Raw genomic sequence first — 15,830 nt, 5'->3', positions numbered from 1 at the left:
ACGCGCCGTCAGCCGTTCCCACCGGCTGGCTCTCACACTGCTCCACGCACCCGCCAACAACCCTGACAGCCAGCCCAGCTACCCGGCCGGCCCTCAAAACTGCCCACGGCGCACCCGCGGCCAACCCTGACAGCCGCCCTCCTTCCGGGCGAAGCTGCCCAGCGCACCGCGGACCCACGGACAACCGTGACAGCCAGCCCGCCAACCGAGCGCCCTTCGCTGTTTCCCAGCGCCGCCGGGTTCAACCGACCTGCACCGGTACGAAGAACCGTTCGCTACCCCAGCCTCCATAACGTTCTCCTCATGAATGGCCTGTTCAGCAACGCCGCCGCTCGCGCTGCTCAGCGCTCCGCCCACGCTTCGCTCGCCGACCTGACCGCCGCAGTCGGCGTCAGCGGTATCGCCACCGCGCAGGAGAACCCGGGCCTCATGTCCGTGATCGACCAGCACGCCGCCGGCGTGCGGGACAGCCTCTCCGCCGACACCCGGCCGCTCACCGCGATCCTGCTCGCCGCATACGCGGAGGGCGTCCGCGACGCCGCCTTCCAGCACGGTTGGACCGCACCCGAGGGCCAGATCGACTGGACCGAGAACGACTGGGTGCTGCGGCGCCTGCTCGCGGTCTGCGTGCTGGCCCGCACCCTGCCCGCGCCCCGCTGACCCAGACCACACCCAGCTAGCCACCGGCCCGGCTCGCCGAACGGCAGCCACCAGCCAAGCTCACGATCCGGCAGCCACCGGCCCGGCCCGCCACACGGCGGGCGGGGCCTGGCGGGCCGCCGGACCGAACCCGCTCCCGCATGACCGTCACGGCCGCACGTCGGCCACCCAGCAACCGACAACGGCCGTATGGGGCCGGCACCGGACACCCGGTGCCGGCCCCAACTCATTTCCCGGCCCGGGCATTCGAGCTACCGGCGACCGCCCTCGCCGACCGCGCGGCCGAATCAGACAGCCGCTCGCAACTGCCGCGTGGTAGCCCACGAAGATTGGGGGGCAGGCGCTGGAAGCCTGCCGCACGCCCCCCGGCTGCCTACTTCCGGCCTCGGCCGCTGCCGGGGCGGTCGCGGCCGGGTTCGGTGGGTGGCTCGCCGTCCGCCCCGGCGGTCTGCGCCCGCTCCGGGCCCGGCAGCGGCACCACCTGCGTGCGGTCGCTGTCGTCGGCCGGCTCGAGCACCACGGACCGCTCCGGGCCGGGGATCGGCACCAGGCTCGATTTCTGCGAGTCGCTCCCCGAGGTGACCACCGTGGTGTCCGCGGTGTCGTCGTCACCGCGGAAGATCACCGTCTCGACCGAACCGTCGGCGGCGCCTGTGGTGTCGACCGTGTCGTCGTCGCGCCGGAAGATCACGGTGTCGGTGGGGGCGGTCGCGTCGGCCGGGTCGCCGCCTTGGCGGAAAATCACCGTTTCGGTCGCGTCGCCGGTCGTGTCGACCGTGTCGTCGTCGCCGCGGCCGAAGATCACGGTTTCCGTCGAGTCGTCGCTGGTCGCAGCCGTGTCGGCGCTCCGGATCACGGTCGTCACCTCGTCCTCCGTGTCGCCGGGGAGGTCGTCGCGTGACGGGTCGCCCCCGAAACCGGGGACCGGGTGCGGCAGGTCCCCGACCGGTGTGGCGATGACCTGGGTCTCGTCGGCGTCGCGTTCCTGCGCGCGCCGCTCCTCGGCGGCCAGCCGCGCAGCCCGCGCCCATTTCTCGGCGTCGGTCCGTCGCTGCTCCTCGACCCGGCGCTCCTCAGCCCGGCGTTCCTCGGCGGCACGGGTTTCCTTCGCCCGGCGCTCTTCGGCGGCACGGGCCTCTTCCGCCCGGCGCTCCTCGGCGGCACGCGCCTCTTCCGCCCGGCGTGCCTCCTCGGCGCGGCGTGCCTCCTCGGCCAGCCGGGCCTCCTCCGCCCGACGGGCTTCCTCAGCGCGGCGTGTCTCCTCGGCCAGCCGGGCCTCCTCCGCGCGACGGGCTTCCTCGGCCAGCCGGGCCTCCTCGGCCTTGCGGGCCTCCTCCTGCCGAGCTTCCTCCGCGAGACGCGCCTCCTCGGCCAGCCGGGCCTCCTCGGCGCGGCGAGCCTCCTCCGCCAGCCGGGCCTCCTCGGCCTTGCGGGCCTCCTCCTCGGCGGCCTTCCGGGCCTGCTCCTCCGCGTACGCCCGGGCCTGCCGGCGGATCGCGGCGGACTCGGTGGCGGCCCGGTCCAGCCAGCCCTCCCAGCGCTGCTGCATGGGCCGGATCAGACCACCACCCACGCCGACGATGATCACGCCGGCCACCGTGGCCAGGATCGTGATGAGCAACGGGCGGGTCACCGACGTGGCGATCCCGATCTGGTCCAGCGCGGCGATCACACCGAGCGTGACGATCACGGCCGCGATCACCTTGGCCAGCACCCGCGCATAGCCGAGGTCGCCGAGGACGGCGACGACGAGGTCGTGGGCGGCACCGGCCACGGCCGCCGCGACCACCACGATGACGATCCCGATGAACACCTGTGGCAGCCAGGCGATCAGGGCGTTGAGCAGGTCGCTGACCGGGTTGGGACCCCACAGGCCGAAGGCGATCTGGACCGCCATCAGCAACACCACGAAGAACGCCAGCCGGGCGCAGACGTCGGTGGCGCTGGGCGCGTTCTCCCGGAAAAGGCGGCCGGCCGGTCCGCGCTCGACCGCCCGGTCGAAGCCGACCCGGCGCAACGCCTTGCCGGTCACCGTGCGGGCCAGCCTGGCCAGCAGGTAGCCGACGAACAGGATCGCGATGAACGCCACCGCGTACGGCAGGAACAGCACCACCGATCGCCACAGGTCGCTCAGCCCACGGCTCAGCCCGTCCTGGGTCATCCGCCCTCCTTCGCTCGGCGCTCGGCCACCTCAACGAACGATAGGACTGAAGGAGTACCACGTACCCCTGACAATCTCTCCAGTCTCGGACCGGACAGAAGTCGATCAGGCGCAGGCGGAGCCGTTGACCGCGCAGCCGGTCGGCAGTTCTCCGGGTACGCCGTCGATCGTGAACCCGATGGTCACCGAACCGCCCACCTGGAGTTCGGCACCACCGGCCGGCCGGAACGTGACCGAGCTGCCGGACTGCGACATCCGCACGTTCCCGCTGGTGAGAACGACTTTCTCGGCGCCCGGGACGGTGAGGGTGACCGTCCAGTCGCCACCGGCGGCGCCGCCCGCGTTCACCACCTGGACGGTGCCCGCGTACCCCGAGCCGGGATCCGCCTGATAGCCGTAGAAAGCCGTGTAGACCGGCGGTTCCTCATCCGGGACGCTCGGCTCCGGTTCGGCGGAGCGAACCGGTGCCCGGGTGGCGGTGCCCACGCTCAGGCCGCCCTCGTCGTCCGACGGAGTCGGCGAAACGGACCGCGACGGCTGGGCCGCGGTCGCGGACGGGGACGCGGAGACCGATCCGGTCGGGCCGGCAGTCATCTCCGGGCTGACCGGCTCCGGGCCGGACACCGCGGGCTCGGTGCCAGTGGTGGGTACGGCCCCGGCCGCGACCGGGGTGTCCGGCCGGTCGTCGCCGCCCCACCGGACCGCCGCCCCACCGGCCAGCAGTGCCAGTGCCGCGCCGGTCAGAACCGCGACCCTGATCCGGCGTGAACGGGTCGCGCTGCCCGGCGCGACGTGCGAGACCGGCGTTCGCGGCAGCTCGGCGCCGGCCGCCGGCCACGCTCGTTCGAGGCGCGCCTCGGTCACCGCCGACATCGTGACGGTCTCGGCCGACTCCGCCCAGTTCGCGAGGGCCGCATACCGCTCACCCGTCAGATCCTCGGACCCCCGGACCGGCACCTCCGACGACGGCGAAGGACCCGGACCAGCAGAAAAGCCCGAAGACCGCGACGGATCCGGACCAGCAGAAAAATCCGAAGACGGCGCAGGAAGCCAACCGGACGGAAGATCCGACGACCACTCCACATCCACATCCGAGGCCGGCCCGCCCGGCGACCACCCAGCAGCGGGACCCGGAACCCCCTCCGCAGCGAAATCCGACAAATCCGAAGGCCGTTCCCCGGCCGGCGGATACCGATGAGCCGGACGATCAGTGATGTCCTCCATCTGCTGCATCTCCGCGATGTAGCGCATCACACCGTGCGGTCGTTCGGTCACGGCGGCGACCTTAGCCGAACCTGGATCTTGCCGGCCACGTTCAGAGCGCCTCTGACCTGCCACTCTGCGTCATCTTCCGCGTGAAACGCGGTGCCGCTGAGCTTGGCGGATAGTCAACAACCGGACGGACGGCCGGTGGGACATCGTACAAACGGACCAGTCGGGATAGGCTTTCCGCATGGTCGGCTCGGGAGGGATGGGGCCGGGTGGCCTGCGCCCGTCCGCGATCTCGGCATTGCCCGTGCAGGCGGTCGGCGCGGAACACACCGGCAAGGGCTGCGCGGCGCTGGTGCATGCCTTCGACTGGTCCGGGACCTCGCTCGGCCCGATGATCGGCTGGGACCCGGCGGTCCGGGCGGCCGTCGAGCTGATGCTCGCCTCCCCCGTGCCGATGATGCTGACCTGCGGCGACGACTTCGTGGTGCTCTACAACGACGCGTACGCGGAGGTCCTGCACGCCCTGCACCCGACCGCGCTGGGCCGCCCCGCCGCCGAGGCGTTCGGCGCGGCGTGGCGGCAGCCCGGGATGGGTGACGCGATCGCGGAGGTCTACCGCACGGGCCGCGCGGTCCTGGAGCCGGAGAGCGAGGTTCCGGTCACCCCGGGCGGCACCGAACCGGCCTTCTACACCCAGGGCTATTCCGCGGTCCGCGACTCCCGCGGCGAGATCACCGGCGTGCTGACCGTCGCCGCCGAGACCACTCAGGTGATCCACCGGCTGCACAGTCTCGGCGAGCTGACCGCCCGGCTGGCCGGCGCGCTCACCATCGACGACGTCACGCGCGTCGTCCTCGCGTACGCGATGGCCTCTTTTGATCTTGATCATTGCGTGCTGGCGGTGGACGACGGCCTTGCCTACCGCTATGTCCGCCGCATTCGCGGCGAAATGCTGGACGAGGCGGACGAACGTCTCCCGCCGGTCTGGCGCCGCATCGGCGCCGATCCGGCGGCGCCGCTGGTGGTGGCGGCGGAGAGCGGGCGGGCGTCCTTCGTCGCCGACGGCGAGCCGCTGCGCGAGGTGGCCACCGACCGGCACGAGCGCCGGATCCGCGCGCTGGCCGTGCTGCCGCTGCGCACGCCTTCGCTGCGCGGCGCGCTGACCATGGGCTTCCGGCACGCGCACGCCTGGCTGCCCGCGGAGCGGGCGCTGCTGAAGGCCGCGGCCGAGCTGGTGGCCCAGGCGGCCGAGCGGGCGCGGCGTTTCGAGGCTCAGCACGGTACGGCGCAGCTGCTGCAACGAAGCATGCTGCCGGAGCACCTCCCCGAGCTGGACACGTTCCGGATCGCGGCCCGCTACGACGTCGGTGTGGACGGCAACGCGGCCGGCGGCGACTTCTACGACGCGTTCCACCTGCTCGACGGCCGGCTCGCCATGGTGCTCGGCGACGTGGCCGGGCACGACGTGCGGGCGGCGGCGGTGATGGGGCAGGTCCGGGCCGCGCTGCGTGCGCTGGCCCTGACCGATCCGGCACCGCCGAGCGTGCTGGCCGGACTGGACCGCCTCGTCGGTTCGCTCGGTGCGGAGTCGCGCAACGAGGAGATCTTCGTAACCGTCGTGTACGGCGTGCTGGACCCCACGGACGGCTCGATCACGCTGGCCAGCGCCGGTCACCCGCCGCCGGTGCTGCGCCGCGCCGGGCAGGGTGGCGAGGGAGCCACCGCCGAGCTGGTGAAGGTGCCGCCGGGCGCGCCGCTGGGGCTGGGTGGCCGCTGGCAGACCGGTTCGCTGGTGCTGGAGCCGGGCGACACCATACTGATGTTCAGCGACGGCGTGGTGGAGCGCCGCGGCCGGCCGCTCAACGACGGCATGGACGCGCTGGTCGCCGCCGCCGCCGCCTCGCCGAGCGGGGACCCGCGCAACATGTGCGCGCTGGCCACGGCCGCGGTGCCGGGCACCACCGACGACGACGTGGCGGTGCTCGTGGTGGAGCACGCGCTGGCGATGAGCCGGTCGGCGACGATGCAGGTGGCGGCCGAGCCGACCGGGCCCAGCCGGGTACGGCAGTGGATGACGACCCGCCTGCGCGAGTGGAGTGTGCCGGAGCCGGTGATCGGTGCGGCGATCCTCTGCACCAGCGAGCTCACCACGAACGCCCTGTTGCACGCGGGGACCCCGGCCCAGGTGCACATCGACCTGAACGCGGAGCGCCTGCTCGTCTCGGTGGCCGACACCGGCACCCGGGGCAGCGTGATCCGGGCGCAGACCGACACGCTGGCCAGCCGCGGCCGTGGGCTGGGGCTGATCGAGGAGCTGAGCGACTCGTGGGGCACCGATCCGACGGTTCGTGGATCAACCGTCTGGTTCGAGATGTTGCTCGCGGGTAATGCCAGGGCATGAGGCCCGGAGTTCTGTTCGACGTCGACGGCACCTTGATCGACACCACCTATCTGCACGCCGTCTCCTGGTGGGAGGCGATGCGGCAGCACGACCGGGACGTACCGATGTCGGAGATCCATCGGAGCATCGGGATGGGCTCCGACAAGCTGCTCGACCATCTGCTCGGCGCGGACCGGGACCGCGGCGCGGACGAAGAGATGACCGCCGCGCACGACGTGCTCTACCGGGCCTGGTGGGAGCGGCTGCGGCCGCTGCCGGGCGCCGCCGATCTGGTACGCGCGGTCGCCGCCCGGAACCTGGCCGTGGTGCTCGCCTCCTCGGCCAAGGAGACCGAGCTCAACCACCTCCGCGGGGTGCTCGGCGCGGATGACGTGATCGCCGCGGCCACGTCGTCGTCGGACGCGGAGGAGAGCAAACCCGCCCCGGACATCCTTCAGGCGGCGCTCGACCGGTCGGACATCGACCCGGAGCGGGCGGTGTTCGTCGGCGACGCGGTCTGGGACGTGCAGGCGTCCGGCAAGCTCGGCATTCCCTGCATCGGTCTGACCTGCGGCGGCACCAGCGCGGCGGAACTTCGCGAGGCGGGCGCGGTCGCGACGTACGCGAACCCGGCCGCACTGCTGCACGACCTGGAGTCGTCCGCGATCTCCGAGCTCGGTTAGGTATGCAGCTTTCCGACGTGGTGTTCGCCCTGATCGGGGTGGGCGCCCTGCTCGCCGGCATCCTGCCGCGCCTGGTGGAGCGGCGCCCGCTCTCCATGCCGATCGCCTTCCTTGCGCTCGGCCTGCTGGTCTTCGGCCTGCCGCTGGGCCTGCCCGAGGCGGACCCGCTGGAGCACGCCAAGCTCACCGAACACCTCACCGAGGTCGGCGTGATCGTGGCGCTGATGGGCGCCGGCCTGAAGATCGACCGCCCGTTCGGCCGGCGCCGCTGGGCGTCGACCGGCCGCCTCCTGATCGTCGCCATGCCGGTCACCATCGCCGCCATGGCGTTCCTCGGCTGGTGGTGGGTCGGCCTGGTGCCGGCCTCCGCGCTGTTGCTGGGCGCCGCGATGGCACCGACCGACCCGGTGCTCGCCTCGGACGTGCAGGTGGGCGAGCCGACCGATGAGGAGGATTCGGAGGACGAGGTGCGGTTCGCCCTCACCTCGGAGGCCGGGCTCAACGACGGTCTGGCGTTCCCGTTCGTGTACGCCGCGATCGCGATGGCCGTCGGCGGTTCCTGGTTCGGCGAGTGGGTGCTCCAGGACGTCCTCTACAAGGGCTTGGTCGGGCTGATCGGCGGTGTACTGATCGGATGGATGCTCGGCAAGCTCTTCTTCCGGGCGAAGCGGGACGCGCTGCGACTGGCCCGGCACTCCGAGGGCTTCCTCGCGCTGGCCGCCACCTTCCTGGCGTACGGGCTGGTCGAGGTGGTCGGCGGCTACGGTTTCCTGGCCGTCTTCGTGGCGGCACGGGCGATCCGGGCCGCCGAGCGGTCGCACGAGTACCACCAGGTGCTGCACGATTTCGCCGAGCAGACCGAGCGGCTGCTCACCGTACTGTTGCTGCTTCTGCTGGGTGGCGCCGTGGTCGGCGGCCTGCTGGCGCCGCTCACCTGGCCCGCCGCCCTGGCCGGCCTGGTTCTGATCTTCCTGGTGCGGCCGCTCGCCGCTTTCGCGTCGCTGCGCGGAGCGCCCGGGACCACCGCGGAACACTGGGTGATCGCGGCGTTCGGGATCCGTGGCATCGGCTCGTTTTATTACCTTGCGTATGCAATGACGCACGCCGATTTTCCGGCCGCGGACCTCGTCTGGGCGATCGCCGGATTCGTGGTCGTCGTCTCCGTCGTGCTCCATGGAATCGCCGCAACACCCGTGATGCGTCACCTGGATCACTCAACCGCTCACGCTAGGTAATACTTTTCTGCTCTAAACCGGACAATGAACCGTGCGGTGGTGACGAAGCGTTATCAGTGCCGTAGAGTGCTGAATCAACTGGGGATGTCCACAACGGAGCGGCTCATGCGGATCAGAGGCTATGCACCCTTGACACCTTGCTGGGTGGAACTGGCGAGTGCGGACCCCGCACGCGCGGCGGAGTTCTACGGAGAGTTGTTCGGCTGGGAGTCGGCGGGTGATCGGTTCAAGCTCGGGGGGCGTGCCGTCGCCGGCCTCACCCGCAGCCGGCTCGACCGGCCGGACGGCTGGCTCACCCACCTGAGCACCTCCGATCTCGAGGAGACCCTCGAGCAGGTCGCTCTCGCCGGCGGGCACTGCGTGACCCACCCGACCGAGGCGCACGGCGGCCGTCGTGCCGTCGTCGCCGACCCGTCCGGGGCGATCATCGGCCTCTGGCAGGGCTACGACTTCGCCGGCGCGCAGGCCGGCGGCGAGCCGGGCACCATGTCCTGGCCCGAGCTGATCACCGACGACCCGCACGCCGCGGCCCGCTTCTACGGCTCCGCGTTCGGGTGGCTGCTGCGGCACGAGTTCGGCACCGGGGAGTGGCTCAACCAGGCGCACGACGCGATCGCCGGGCTGGCGGCCGGCTACCGCGGGGCATGGTGGCGGGCCGCGTTCCAGGTGGACGACATCGAGCACGCGGCCGACCTCTGCGAGCGTCTCGGCGGCTCGATCGTCAGCCAGCCCGCCGAGGCCGGATTGACCGCCTTCGCCGAGCTGGCCGACCCGTACGGCGCCCGCTTCACGGTGGCGGCGCCGGTACACCACCCGGTCGAGCTGACGGTTTCTCTGGGCAATCTGCCCGCATGGGAATGACCTTCGGAGGGTAATGGCACAGGCGTTCGAGTCCACAACCGGAAGGACAGCGTGATGGCTGACCGGACGAGCGCCGATAACAGCAACACGATCAAGGACCCCGCCGACTGGACGACCGGCGAGGAGCCGGCGACCGGTGCGCAGGAGTCGTACCTGAACACCCTCGCGGCGGAGGCGCACGAGGAGGTCCCGGAGGACCTCACCAAGGCGGACGCCTCCCGCAAGATCGACGAGTTGCAGGAGAAGACCGGCCGGGGGCGCTGACCCCGGCTCGTGCAGGACCGGCCCGATCGGGCCGGTCCTTCTCTTTGCCGCCCGCGTCAACCGAGGTTGACAGGCGGGCCTTGTCAACGTACGTTGACAGCATGACTGAAGCGACCGATCTGGCCGCGGCAGCGAGCAGCGCCGATCCACGCGTCGGGCTGCGCGCGGTCGTGGCGCTGCGCCGCCTCCTGGAAGGCTTGGAGCACCTCCAGGTCGCCAACGCGCGCGCCAAAGGCTGGTCCTGGCAGGAGATCGCCGACGCACTCGAGGTGACTCGCCAGGGCGTGCACAAGAAACACGCGAAACTGATGCCGATGCAGGATCCACGGGAGGGCTGACATGTTCGAGCGATTCACCAAGGACGCCCGCACCGTCGTGGTCGGCGCGCAGCACCAGGCCCGCGAGCTGGGACACCAGACGATCGGCACCGAGCACACCCTGCTCGCGCTGCTCGCCTCCGAGAACGGCTCGACCCGCGACGCCCTGCGCGACGCGGGCATCGACGAGACCTACGTGCGTGACGCGATCATCCGGCACGTCGGCGACCGGAGCGAGGCGGCCGCCATCGCCGACCGCGACGCCGAGGACGCCGCGGCACTCAAGGCGATCGGCATCGACCTCGACGCGGTCCGCGCCGCCATCGAGGAGAACTTCGGCGCCGGAGCGCTGCACCTCCCCCGCCCCGCGCCGAAGAAGAAGGGAATCTTCGGCCGGTTCTACGCCGGCACCAGCCACATCCCGTTCTCGCCGCGAAACAAGAAGGTCCTCGAGCTCTCGCTGCGCGAGGCCATCCGGCTCAAGCACAACTTCATCGCGCCGGAACACATCATGCTGGGCATCCTGCGCGAAGGCCGGGGCCTTGCGGCCCTCATCCTCGCCGAGCGCGAGGTCGACTTCGACGCGGTGCGCGACCAGCTGACCCGGTCACTCAGCAGCCACGCGGCCTGAAACCGTTCGGGGTACGGGTAATCGTCCGTCCCGCCGGACTTTGTCCGTCCCGCCCTGCCCACGCGGCCACCTGCCCACTCCAGGCCCCACCGCGACCGCCCGGCCCAGCCCGGGCACCCCGCGGCCTCCCTGGGCCCGTCGCGGGGGGGGGGGGCCGGCGCCCCCCCCCCCGCCGACGCCCAATCCTGACGGGCGGCCCGCCCGCACCAGCCGCCCTCCGGGCGCGCGTTCCCTTCCTGAGCGCGGCTCGCGACCACCAGCCGCCACCCAGACATGCAACCGAGCCCGTTACCTGCCTGAGCGGCGGCTCGCGACCACCAGCCGCCAGCCGCACATGCAACCGGGCACCCGTTACCCGCCTGAGCGGCGGCCGGCGACTGCCAGCCGCCAGCCAGGCATGAATCGGAGCCCGCGACACCCGCATGGCGAGCGGCTGGTTGTCGGCAGTGGGCGGGTGGAGCGAGGGCGCTTGCGTCCCCCGGCGGGGCATGCGCGGCGGGGCGGGCACGGACCTCATAGGTGCAGGCACGCCGCGAGGACGCCTCAGAGAAGCAGGCGCATCGCAGGGTCGGGCGTGCGGACGAAGCCGAGCGCTGCGTAGAGCGGCTCGCCGTCCGGCGAGGCGCGCAAATCGGCGACGCCGACGCCACGGCTGCGGAACCAGTCCAGCAGGGCCGTCATGCAGGCCCGGGAGTAGCCGCGGCGTCGCATGTCAGGGTCGGTGGCGACGCTGAACACGTAGCCGGCCAGCCCGGTCGGATTGCGAGGGTTGCCGAGGCGCTCCTCGATGAGGCCGACGACGCAGGCGGCCAGGCCGGTGCCGTCGGGCCGGTCGGCGACGAAGGCGGCAAGGGTGGGTTCCGGTTCGCCGAGGCGCCGGACCAGGGATCGGCGGGCCGGCTCGCGCCAGTCGTCGTTCCAGTTCGCGGTGCTCATGGTGCGGAGCATGACCACGCGCAGGCGGATCAGCTCGGCGGCGTCCGCTGGGACGGCTTGACGGATCTGCACTTCAGGAACCTTAGAGGCGACGGTCACACGTACTTCAGCTTTGAAGCTTCAGATTTGAACGAGTACCGTCGACGGCATGGCCGAACCGCTCACCGAGACGCAGTTGCTGCACTGGCGTACCTTCATCGAAAGCTCGTGGGCGCTGCACACCCGTCTCGAGGACGAGCTGCGCGCCGACACCGGCCTGAGCATGAACGACTACCACGTACTGGTCGCCCTCGCCGACGCACCCGGCCGGCGGATCCGGATGGGCGAGCTGGCCAACCGCCTGGTGCTCTCGCCGAGCCGGGTCACCTACCAGATCACCTCGATGATCAAGCGGGGCCTGGTCCGCAAGGAGAGCTGCCCGGAGGACGGGCGCGGCTTCGAGGCCGTACTCACCGACGAGGGGCTGGCGATGCTGCGCGCCGCCGCACCGGCCCATCTGGACACGGTGCGCAAGAGCTTCATCGACCAACTCGACGACGAGGAACTAGCCGTGATCGGCCGAGCCTTCGCCAAGATCAGGAAAGTGTGAGTCCGCTGGCCGGAGCGCTGACACGCGACTCCGTCCGGCCGGCCCGCGCCGGGCTGGCTCAACTCCAGCGCTCACCTCGCGGCGCTCAGCGACGAAAAAGTTGCCCTGCCGTTCGGCCAACGGCCCAGGCGCAGCGCGGAGGTAAGTCCAACGGCTACGTGTCCACGACTACGCCTGGGTCTGTTGATAGCAGTGCCGGCCGTGACCACCTGGCGCTTTACGGCGTCCCGAGTCCGCTGCACCCCGGCCGGTCGTCGATCCGGATACCCCTGAATGTGGAGTTATAGAAAGCGCCCTCATTAGGAAGCAGGCAGTCTACTCGATCGAAATTCTCGCCGCCGTTTCGATATAGAACGTAGACGGTGTCGTCATTGCGAGTGCTCACGACCGAGAACGGCGACCTGTTCGTGCTTGCGTACTGAAAGCCGGAAGTGATGTCGCGGAATCTGCCCACGATGTTCGAGCTGACCCAGTCACCGTTACCCCCGTACACGCAGACATAGGGATAGTTGCAGCCATACTGGCTGGTCGCGAGGGCTGGCGCCGGACTGACAAGCGCGGCGGCCGAGCCGAGGATCGCCGCAGCGACACTCTTTGCAATTGTCTTTTCAGACGTCAAGGAAAGCTCCTGAGTTTGAGGGAGAGCGCCCAAATACCGGCAGAAATGCATGCAGGAGTGGCCCGAAGGACAGGCACATAGATCGTATACGATCCATACTTTGGCTGTCTAGATGGTCAGCTACCAGTTTCGATATAGGTACTCAATCGCCGCGACCGGGTCGGGCGCCGGCCGGTCGGCTGCGCCGATCACCACTCTCAGCCGCTCCGGGTGGCGCACCCCACAAGTTCTTCAGTTTTGAAGCTAATCCCTAGTGTTTCAGATTTGAAAGAGCTAGGCTGTTGTCATCGAAGTCAGGAGGGCTTGAGATGCCTGCAATCACCGTCGATGACGTGCTCGTCCTGCCCCGGCTGCCGAAGCTGGACCCGGTGGCCACCGCGTACCGGCCGGTCCGCCGGCTGACCACCGCCCCGCAGGGATATGAGGGTGAGGGCTTCCCGGTTCGCCGCGCCTTCGCCGGGGTCCCGATGACCGAGCTCGACCCGTTCATCCACCTGGACCAGATGGGCGAGGTGGACTACGCGCCGGGCGAGCCGAAAGGTACGCCGTGGCACCCGCACCGCGGCTTCGAGACGGTCACCTACATGATCGACGGCATCATGGACCACCAGGACTCGCTCGGTGGTGGCGGCTCGATCACCAACAGCGACACCCAGTGGATGACCGCCGGATCCGGCATCCTGCACATCGAGGCCCCACCGGAGCACCTGGTGACTAGCGGCGGCCTGTTCCACGGCCTCCAGCTCTGGGTCAACCTGCCCCGGGCCGCCAAGATGATTGATCCGAAATATCAGGACATCCGGGGTCGGTCCGCCGCCCTGCTGACCACGCCGGACGGCGGAGCGCTGATCCGGGTGATCGCCGGGGAGATCTCCGGGCACAGCGGGCCGGGCTCGACGTTCACCCCGATCAACCTGGCGCACGTGACGTTGCAGCCGGGAGCACGGCTCGACCTGCCCTGGCAGCCGGAGTACAACGCTCTGGTCTACGTGCTCTCCGGCGAGGGCTCGGTCGGCACCGACATGCGGCCGATCCGGCTCGGCCAGCTCGCCACCCACGGCCCCGGCGACGCCGTCCGGGTCGAGGCGAAAAGCGAGCTGGACCTGTTCATCATGGGCGGGCGGCCGATCCGGGAGCCGATCGCGCACTACGGCCCGTTCGTGATGAACACGCGGGACGAGCTCAAGCAGGCCTTCGAGGACTTCCAGAAGGGACGGCTGGGCGTCATCCCGGCGGGCCGCGTGCCGCACACCGATTAACTACGCTGGCCGGCATGGACCGGATTCAGCGCTTCGCAGAAGTCGTGGTCCGGGCGGGGGTAAACCTTCAGCCCGGCCAGGGCGTCATCCTGAACACCGACACCGCACATCTGGAGATCGCCCGGGCGGTGGTCGAGAGGGCGTACGCGGCAGGCGCCGCCTGGGTCGAGCCGATCTGGAGAGACGGACCGATGCACCGGTCCGCTGTGGATCACGCCGACCTGGAGTCTCTGCGGCGGAGCCGCCCGTGGGCCCTGCAGCGGATCAAGGAGTGGAGCGAGCAGGGCGCCGCCTCGATCAGCCTGCTCGGCGACCCCGACCCGCACGTGCTCGACGGCGCCGACCCGGTGCGGGCCGCCGCCTTCCCGCTCGAGGAGGCGCGGGCCCGGCGTGTGGCGGTGCTCGGCAAGCTGCGCTGGACCGCGGTGGGCGCGCCGAACCCGGGCTGGGCGACCCAGATCTTCGGTGAGCCGGACGTGGACCGGCTCTGGGACGCGGTGGCCACCGCGATGCGCCTGGACGAGCCGGACCCGGCCGCCGCTTGGCAGCAGCGCGCGGAGACCCTGGCGGCACGTGGTGCGGAGCTGGACGCGCTGGAGCTGACCGAGATCCGGTATCTGGGTGACGGCACCGACCTGACCGTCGGCCTGATCCCGGGCTGCCACTGGACCGGCGGCGGGATGGTCGACGCGGACGGCATCGCCTATCTGCCGAACATCCCCACCGAGGAGGTCTTCACCAGCCCGGACCGCCGGACGGCCGAGGGCGTGATCCGGGTGACGAAACCGCTCGTCCTGCACGGCCGGCTGGTCACCGGCCTGCGGCTGCGGTTCGCCGGCGGCCGGGTCACCGAGGTCACCGCCGACTCCGGCGCCGACGTGGTCGAGGCCCAGCTGGAGACCGATCCGGGCGCCCGCTACCTGGGTGAGGTGTCGCTGGTGGACCGGGACAGCCGGATCGCCCGGGCCGGCATCGTCTTCCACAACACGCTCTTCGACGAGAACGCGGGCTGCCACGTGGCCTGGGGCCAGAGCTTCCCGTTCGCGGTGCCCGGCGGGCTCGCGATGAGCGACGCCGAACGTGCCGGCCTGGGCCTGAACACGTCGGGCGTGCACACCGACGTGGTGATCGGCGGCGACGGCATCACCGTGACCGGCACCGGCCCGAAGGGAACCGTCGACATCATCCGCGACGACGAATGGGTGCTGTGACCGCCGCCTACGACGAGATCGCCGACTGGTACGAGCAGGAGTTCCTCCCGGCCAGCAGCCCCGGCGACCCGCTGGGGATCCGCCGGGCGCTCACCGACCTGCTCGGCCCGGGCAGCGGCCGCTGCCTGGAGGTGGGTTGCGGCACCGGTGTCCACGCCGAGCAGCTACGCGCTCTCGGCTGGACGCCGGTCGGCGTGGATCTCTCCAGCGGGATGCTGGGCTACGCCGCGGGCCGCCTTCCGGTCGCCCGCGCCGACGCGACCCGGTTGCCGATCCGCGACGGCGTGCTGGACGCCGCCGTCGCGGTGATGGTGCACACCGACATGCCCGGCTATCCGGGTGTGCTGCGCGAGGTGGCCCGGGTGCTGCGGCCCGGCGGGACGTTCGTCCATGTCGGTGTGCATCCGGCGTTCTGCGGCGGCTTCGCCGACCGCAGCGATCCGCAGGCGGTGGTCATCCGCCCCGGGTACCTGGACGGCCACTGGACCAAGGCCTCCTGGACCACCCAGGGGGTTCGCGACAAGGTCGGCGCCAGCCACTGGCCGCTGCCCGGCCTGCTGCACGCTTTCCTGGACGCCGGCTTGACCTTCACCCGTTTCAGTGAAGGAGGCACGCCGGTGCCGACAGTGCTTTCCATCAAATCGATCCGGTACGCGTAACGGCCGTCCCCAAAAACCACACCTCCCGCCCTGCCCGCGATCGGCAGCGTGGTCGCGGCCGAAGCGCGCCCGCCGGGCCCATGCAGGCCCGGGGTGAGCGTGACCCCCTGCATGGGCCCGGCGGGCGCGCTGGGGCCCGGACATCCTGGTTGA

Annotated in this window: 16 protein-coding genes; 12 read left to right on the top strand and 4 right to left on the bottom strand. The window is 71.1% G+C overall.

Annotated elements, in window-relative coordinates:
* Positions 1–303: 303 nt before the first annotated feature.
* The gene (locus I4J89_RS43215; protein WP_196420032.1) at positions 304–660 is read left to right on the top strand and encodes a DUF6401 family natural product biosynthesis protein; all 357 of its coding nucleotides are present in this window, start codon (positions 304–306) and stop codon (positions 658–660) included.
* Positions 661–1,033: 373 nt separating this feature from the next.
* On the opposite strand, the gene I4J89_RS43210 is transcribed toward I4J89_RS43215, so the two are convergent.
* Positions 1,034–2,821, bottom strand: coding sequence for a mechanosensitive ion channel family protein (locus I4J89_RS43210; RefSeq protein WP_230860588.1), 1,788 nt, complete (start codon positions 2,819–2,821; stop codon positions 1,034–1,036).
* A 105-nt stretch (positions 2,822–2,926) separates the two neighbouring features.
* The gene (locus I4J89_RS51820) at positions 2,927–3,685 is read right to left on the bottom strand and encodes a cellulose binding domain-containing protein (RefSeq protein ID WP_196420031.1); all 759 of its coding nucleotides are present in this window, start codon (positions 3,683–3,685) and stop codon (positions 2,927–2,929) included.
* Between the two features lie 589 nt (positions 3,686–4,274).
* On the opposite strand from I4J89_RS51820, the gene I4J89_RS43200 reads away from it, so the two are divergent.
* The 7 genes from I4J89_RS43200 (at position 4,275) to I4J89_RS51815 (ending at position 10,404) form a co-directional block, all read left to right on the top strand.
* Positions 4,275–6,434 (top strand): SpoIIE family protein phosphatase, encoded by a 2,160-nt coding sequence (locus I4J89_RS43200; RefSeq protein ID WP_196420030.1) that lies wholly within the window; start codon positions 4,275–4,277, stop codon positions 6,432–6,434.
* Positions 6,431–7,096 (top strand): HAD family hydrolase, encoded by a 666-nt coding sequence (locus tag I4J89_RS43195; protein WP_196420029.1) that lies wholly within the window; start codon positions 6,431–6,433, stop codon positions 7,094–7,096. The genes I4J89_RS43200 and I4J89_RS43195 overlap by 4 nt, the downstream gene beginning before the upstream one ends.
* 2 nt (positions 7,097–7,098) lie before the next feature.
* Entirely contained in the window at positions 7,099–8,331 is a 1,233-nt protein-coding gene (locus I4J89_RS43190) for a cation:proton antiporter (protein WP_196420028.1), read from the top strand.
* Positions 8,332–8,475: 144 nt separating this feature from the next.
* The gene (locus I4J89_RS43185; RefSeq protein WP_309238733.1) at positions 8,476–9,192 is read left to right on the top strand and encodes a VOC family protein; all 717 of its coding nucleotides are present in this window, start codon (positions 8,476–8,478) and stop codon (positions 9,190–9,192) included.
* 54 nt (positions 9,193–9,246) lie between these two features.
* Positions 9,247–9,456: a DUF3072 domain-containing protein gene (locus I4J89_RS43180; protein WP_196420026.1), complete on the top strand. Its 210-nt coding sequence runs from the start codon at positions 9,247–9,249 to the stop codon at positions 9,454–9,456.
* 101 nt (positions 9,457–9,557) lie between these two features.
* Positions 9,558–9,794: a helix-turn-helix domain-containing protein gene (locus tag I4J89_RS43175; protein WP_196420025.1), complete on the top strand. Its 237-nt coding sequence runs from the start codon at positions 9,558–9,560 to the stop codon at positions 9,792–9,794.
* A gap of 1 nt (position 9,795) precedes the next feature.
* Positions 9,796–10,404, top strand: a complete 609-nt coding sequence (locus I4J89_RS51815; protein ID WP_196420024.1) for a Clp protease N-terminal domain-containing protein — start codon at positions 9,796–9,798, stop codon at positions 10,402–10,404.
* A 543-nt stretch (positions 10,405–10,947) separates the two neighbouring features.
* Here I4J89_RS51815 and I4J89_RS43165 read toward each other — a convergent pair.
* Positions 10,948–11,412 carry a GNAT family N-acetyltransferase gene (locus I4J89_RS43165; RefSeq protein WP_309238732.1) on the bottom strand — a complete coding sequence of 155 codons (465 nt, stop codon included), beginning with the start codon at positions 11,410–11,412 and terminating at the stop codon, positions 10,948–10,950.
* 76 nt (positions 11,413–11,488) lie between these two features.
* On the opposite strand from I4J89_RS43165, the gene I4J89_RS43160 reads away from it, so the two are divergent.
* Positions 11,489–11,929, top strand: coding sequence for a MarR family winged helix-turn-helix transcriptional regulator (locus I4J89_RS43160; RefSeq protein ID WP_196420023.1), 441 nt, complete (start codon positions 11,489–11,491; stop codon positions 11,927–11,929).
* A 217-nt stretch (positions 11,930–12,146) separates the two neighbouring features.
* Here the strand turns inward: I4J89_RS43160 and I4J89_RS43155 are convergent, their stop codons facing one another.
* A complete protein-coding gene (locus I4J89_RS43155) occupies positions 12,147–12,548 on the bottom strand; it encodes a hypothetical protein (protein WP_196420022.1) in 402 nt (133 codons plus the stop codon).
* 308 nt (positions 12,549–12,856) lie between these two features.
* On the opposite strand from I4J89_RS43155, the gene I4J89_RS43150 reads away from it, so the two are divergent.
* Genes I4J89_RS43150 through I4J89_RS43140 form a run of 3 tightly spaced genes read left to right on the top strand, consistent with a single transcriptional unit; the run spans position 12,857 to position 15,677 of the window.
* Entirely contained in the window at positions 12,857–13,807 is a 951-nt protein-coding gene (locus I4J89_RS43150; RefSeq protein WP_196420021.1) for a pirin family protein, read from the top strand.
* Positions 13,808–13,821: 14 nt separating this feature from the next.
* The gene (locus I4J89_RS43145) at positions 13,822–15,018 is read left to right on the top strand and encodes an aminopeptidase (protein ID WP_196420020.1); all 1,197 of its coding nucleotides are present in this window, start codon (positions 13,822–13,824) and stop codon (positions 15,016–15,018) included.
* Entirely contained in the window at positions 15,006–15,677 is a 672-nt protein-coding gene (locus tag I4J89_RS43140; RefSeq protein ID WP_196420019.1) for a class I SAM-dependent methyltransferase, read from the top strand. Before I4J89_RS43145 ends, I4J89_RS43140 begins: the two co-directional genes overlap by 13 nt.
* Positions 15,678–15,830: the final 153 nt, after the last annotated feature.

Origin of the sequence: Actinoplanes aureus, assembly GCF_015704865.1 — a bacterium.
GTDB lineage: Bacteria > Actinomycetota > Actinomycetes > Mycobacteriales > Micromonosporaceae > Actinoplanes > Actinoplanes aureus.
The sequence above is the reverse complement of the archived record's forward strand: the minus strand, read 5'-3'. Positions and strand labels throughout refer to the sequence as shown.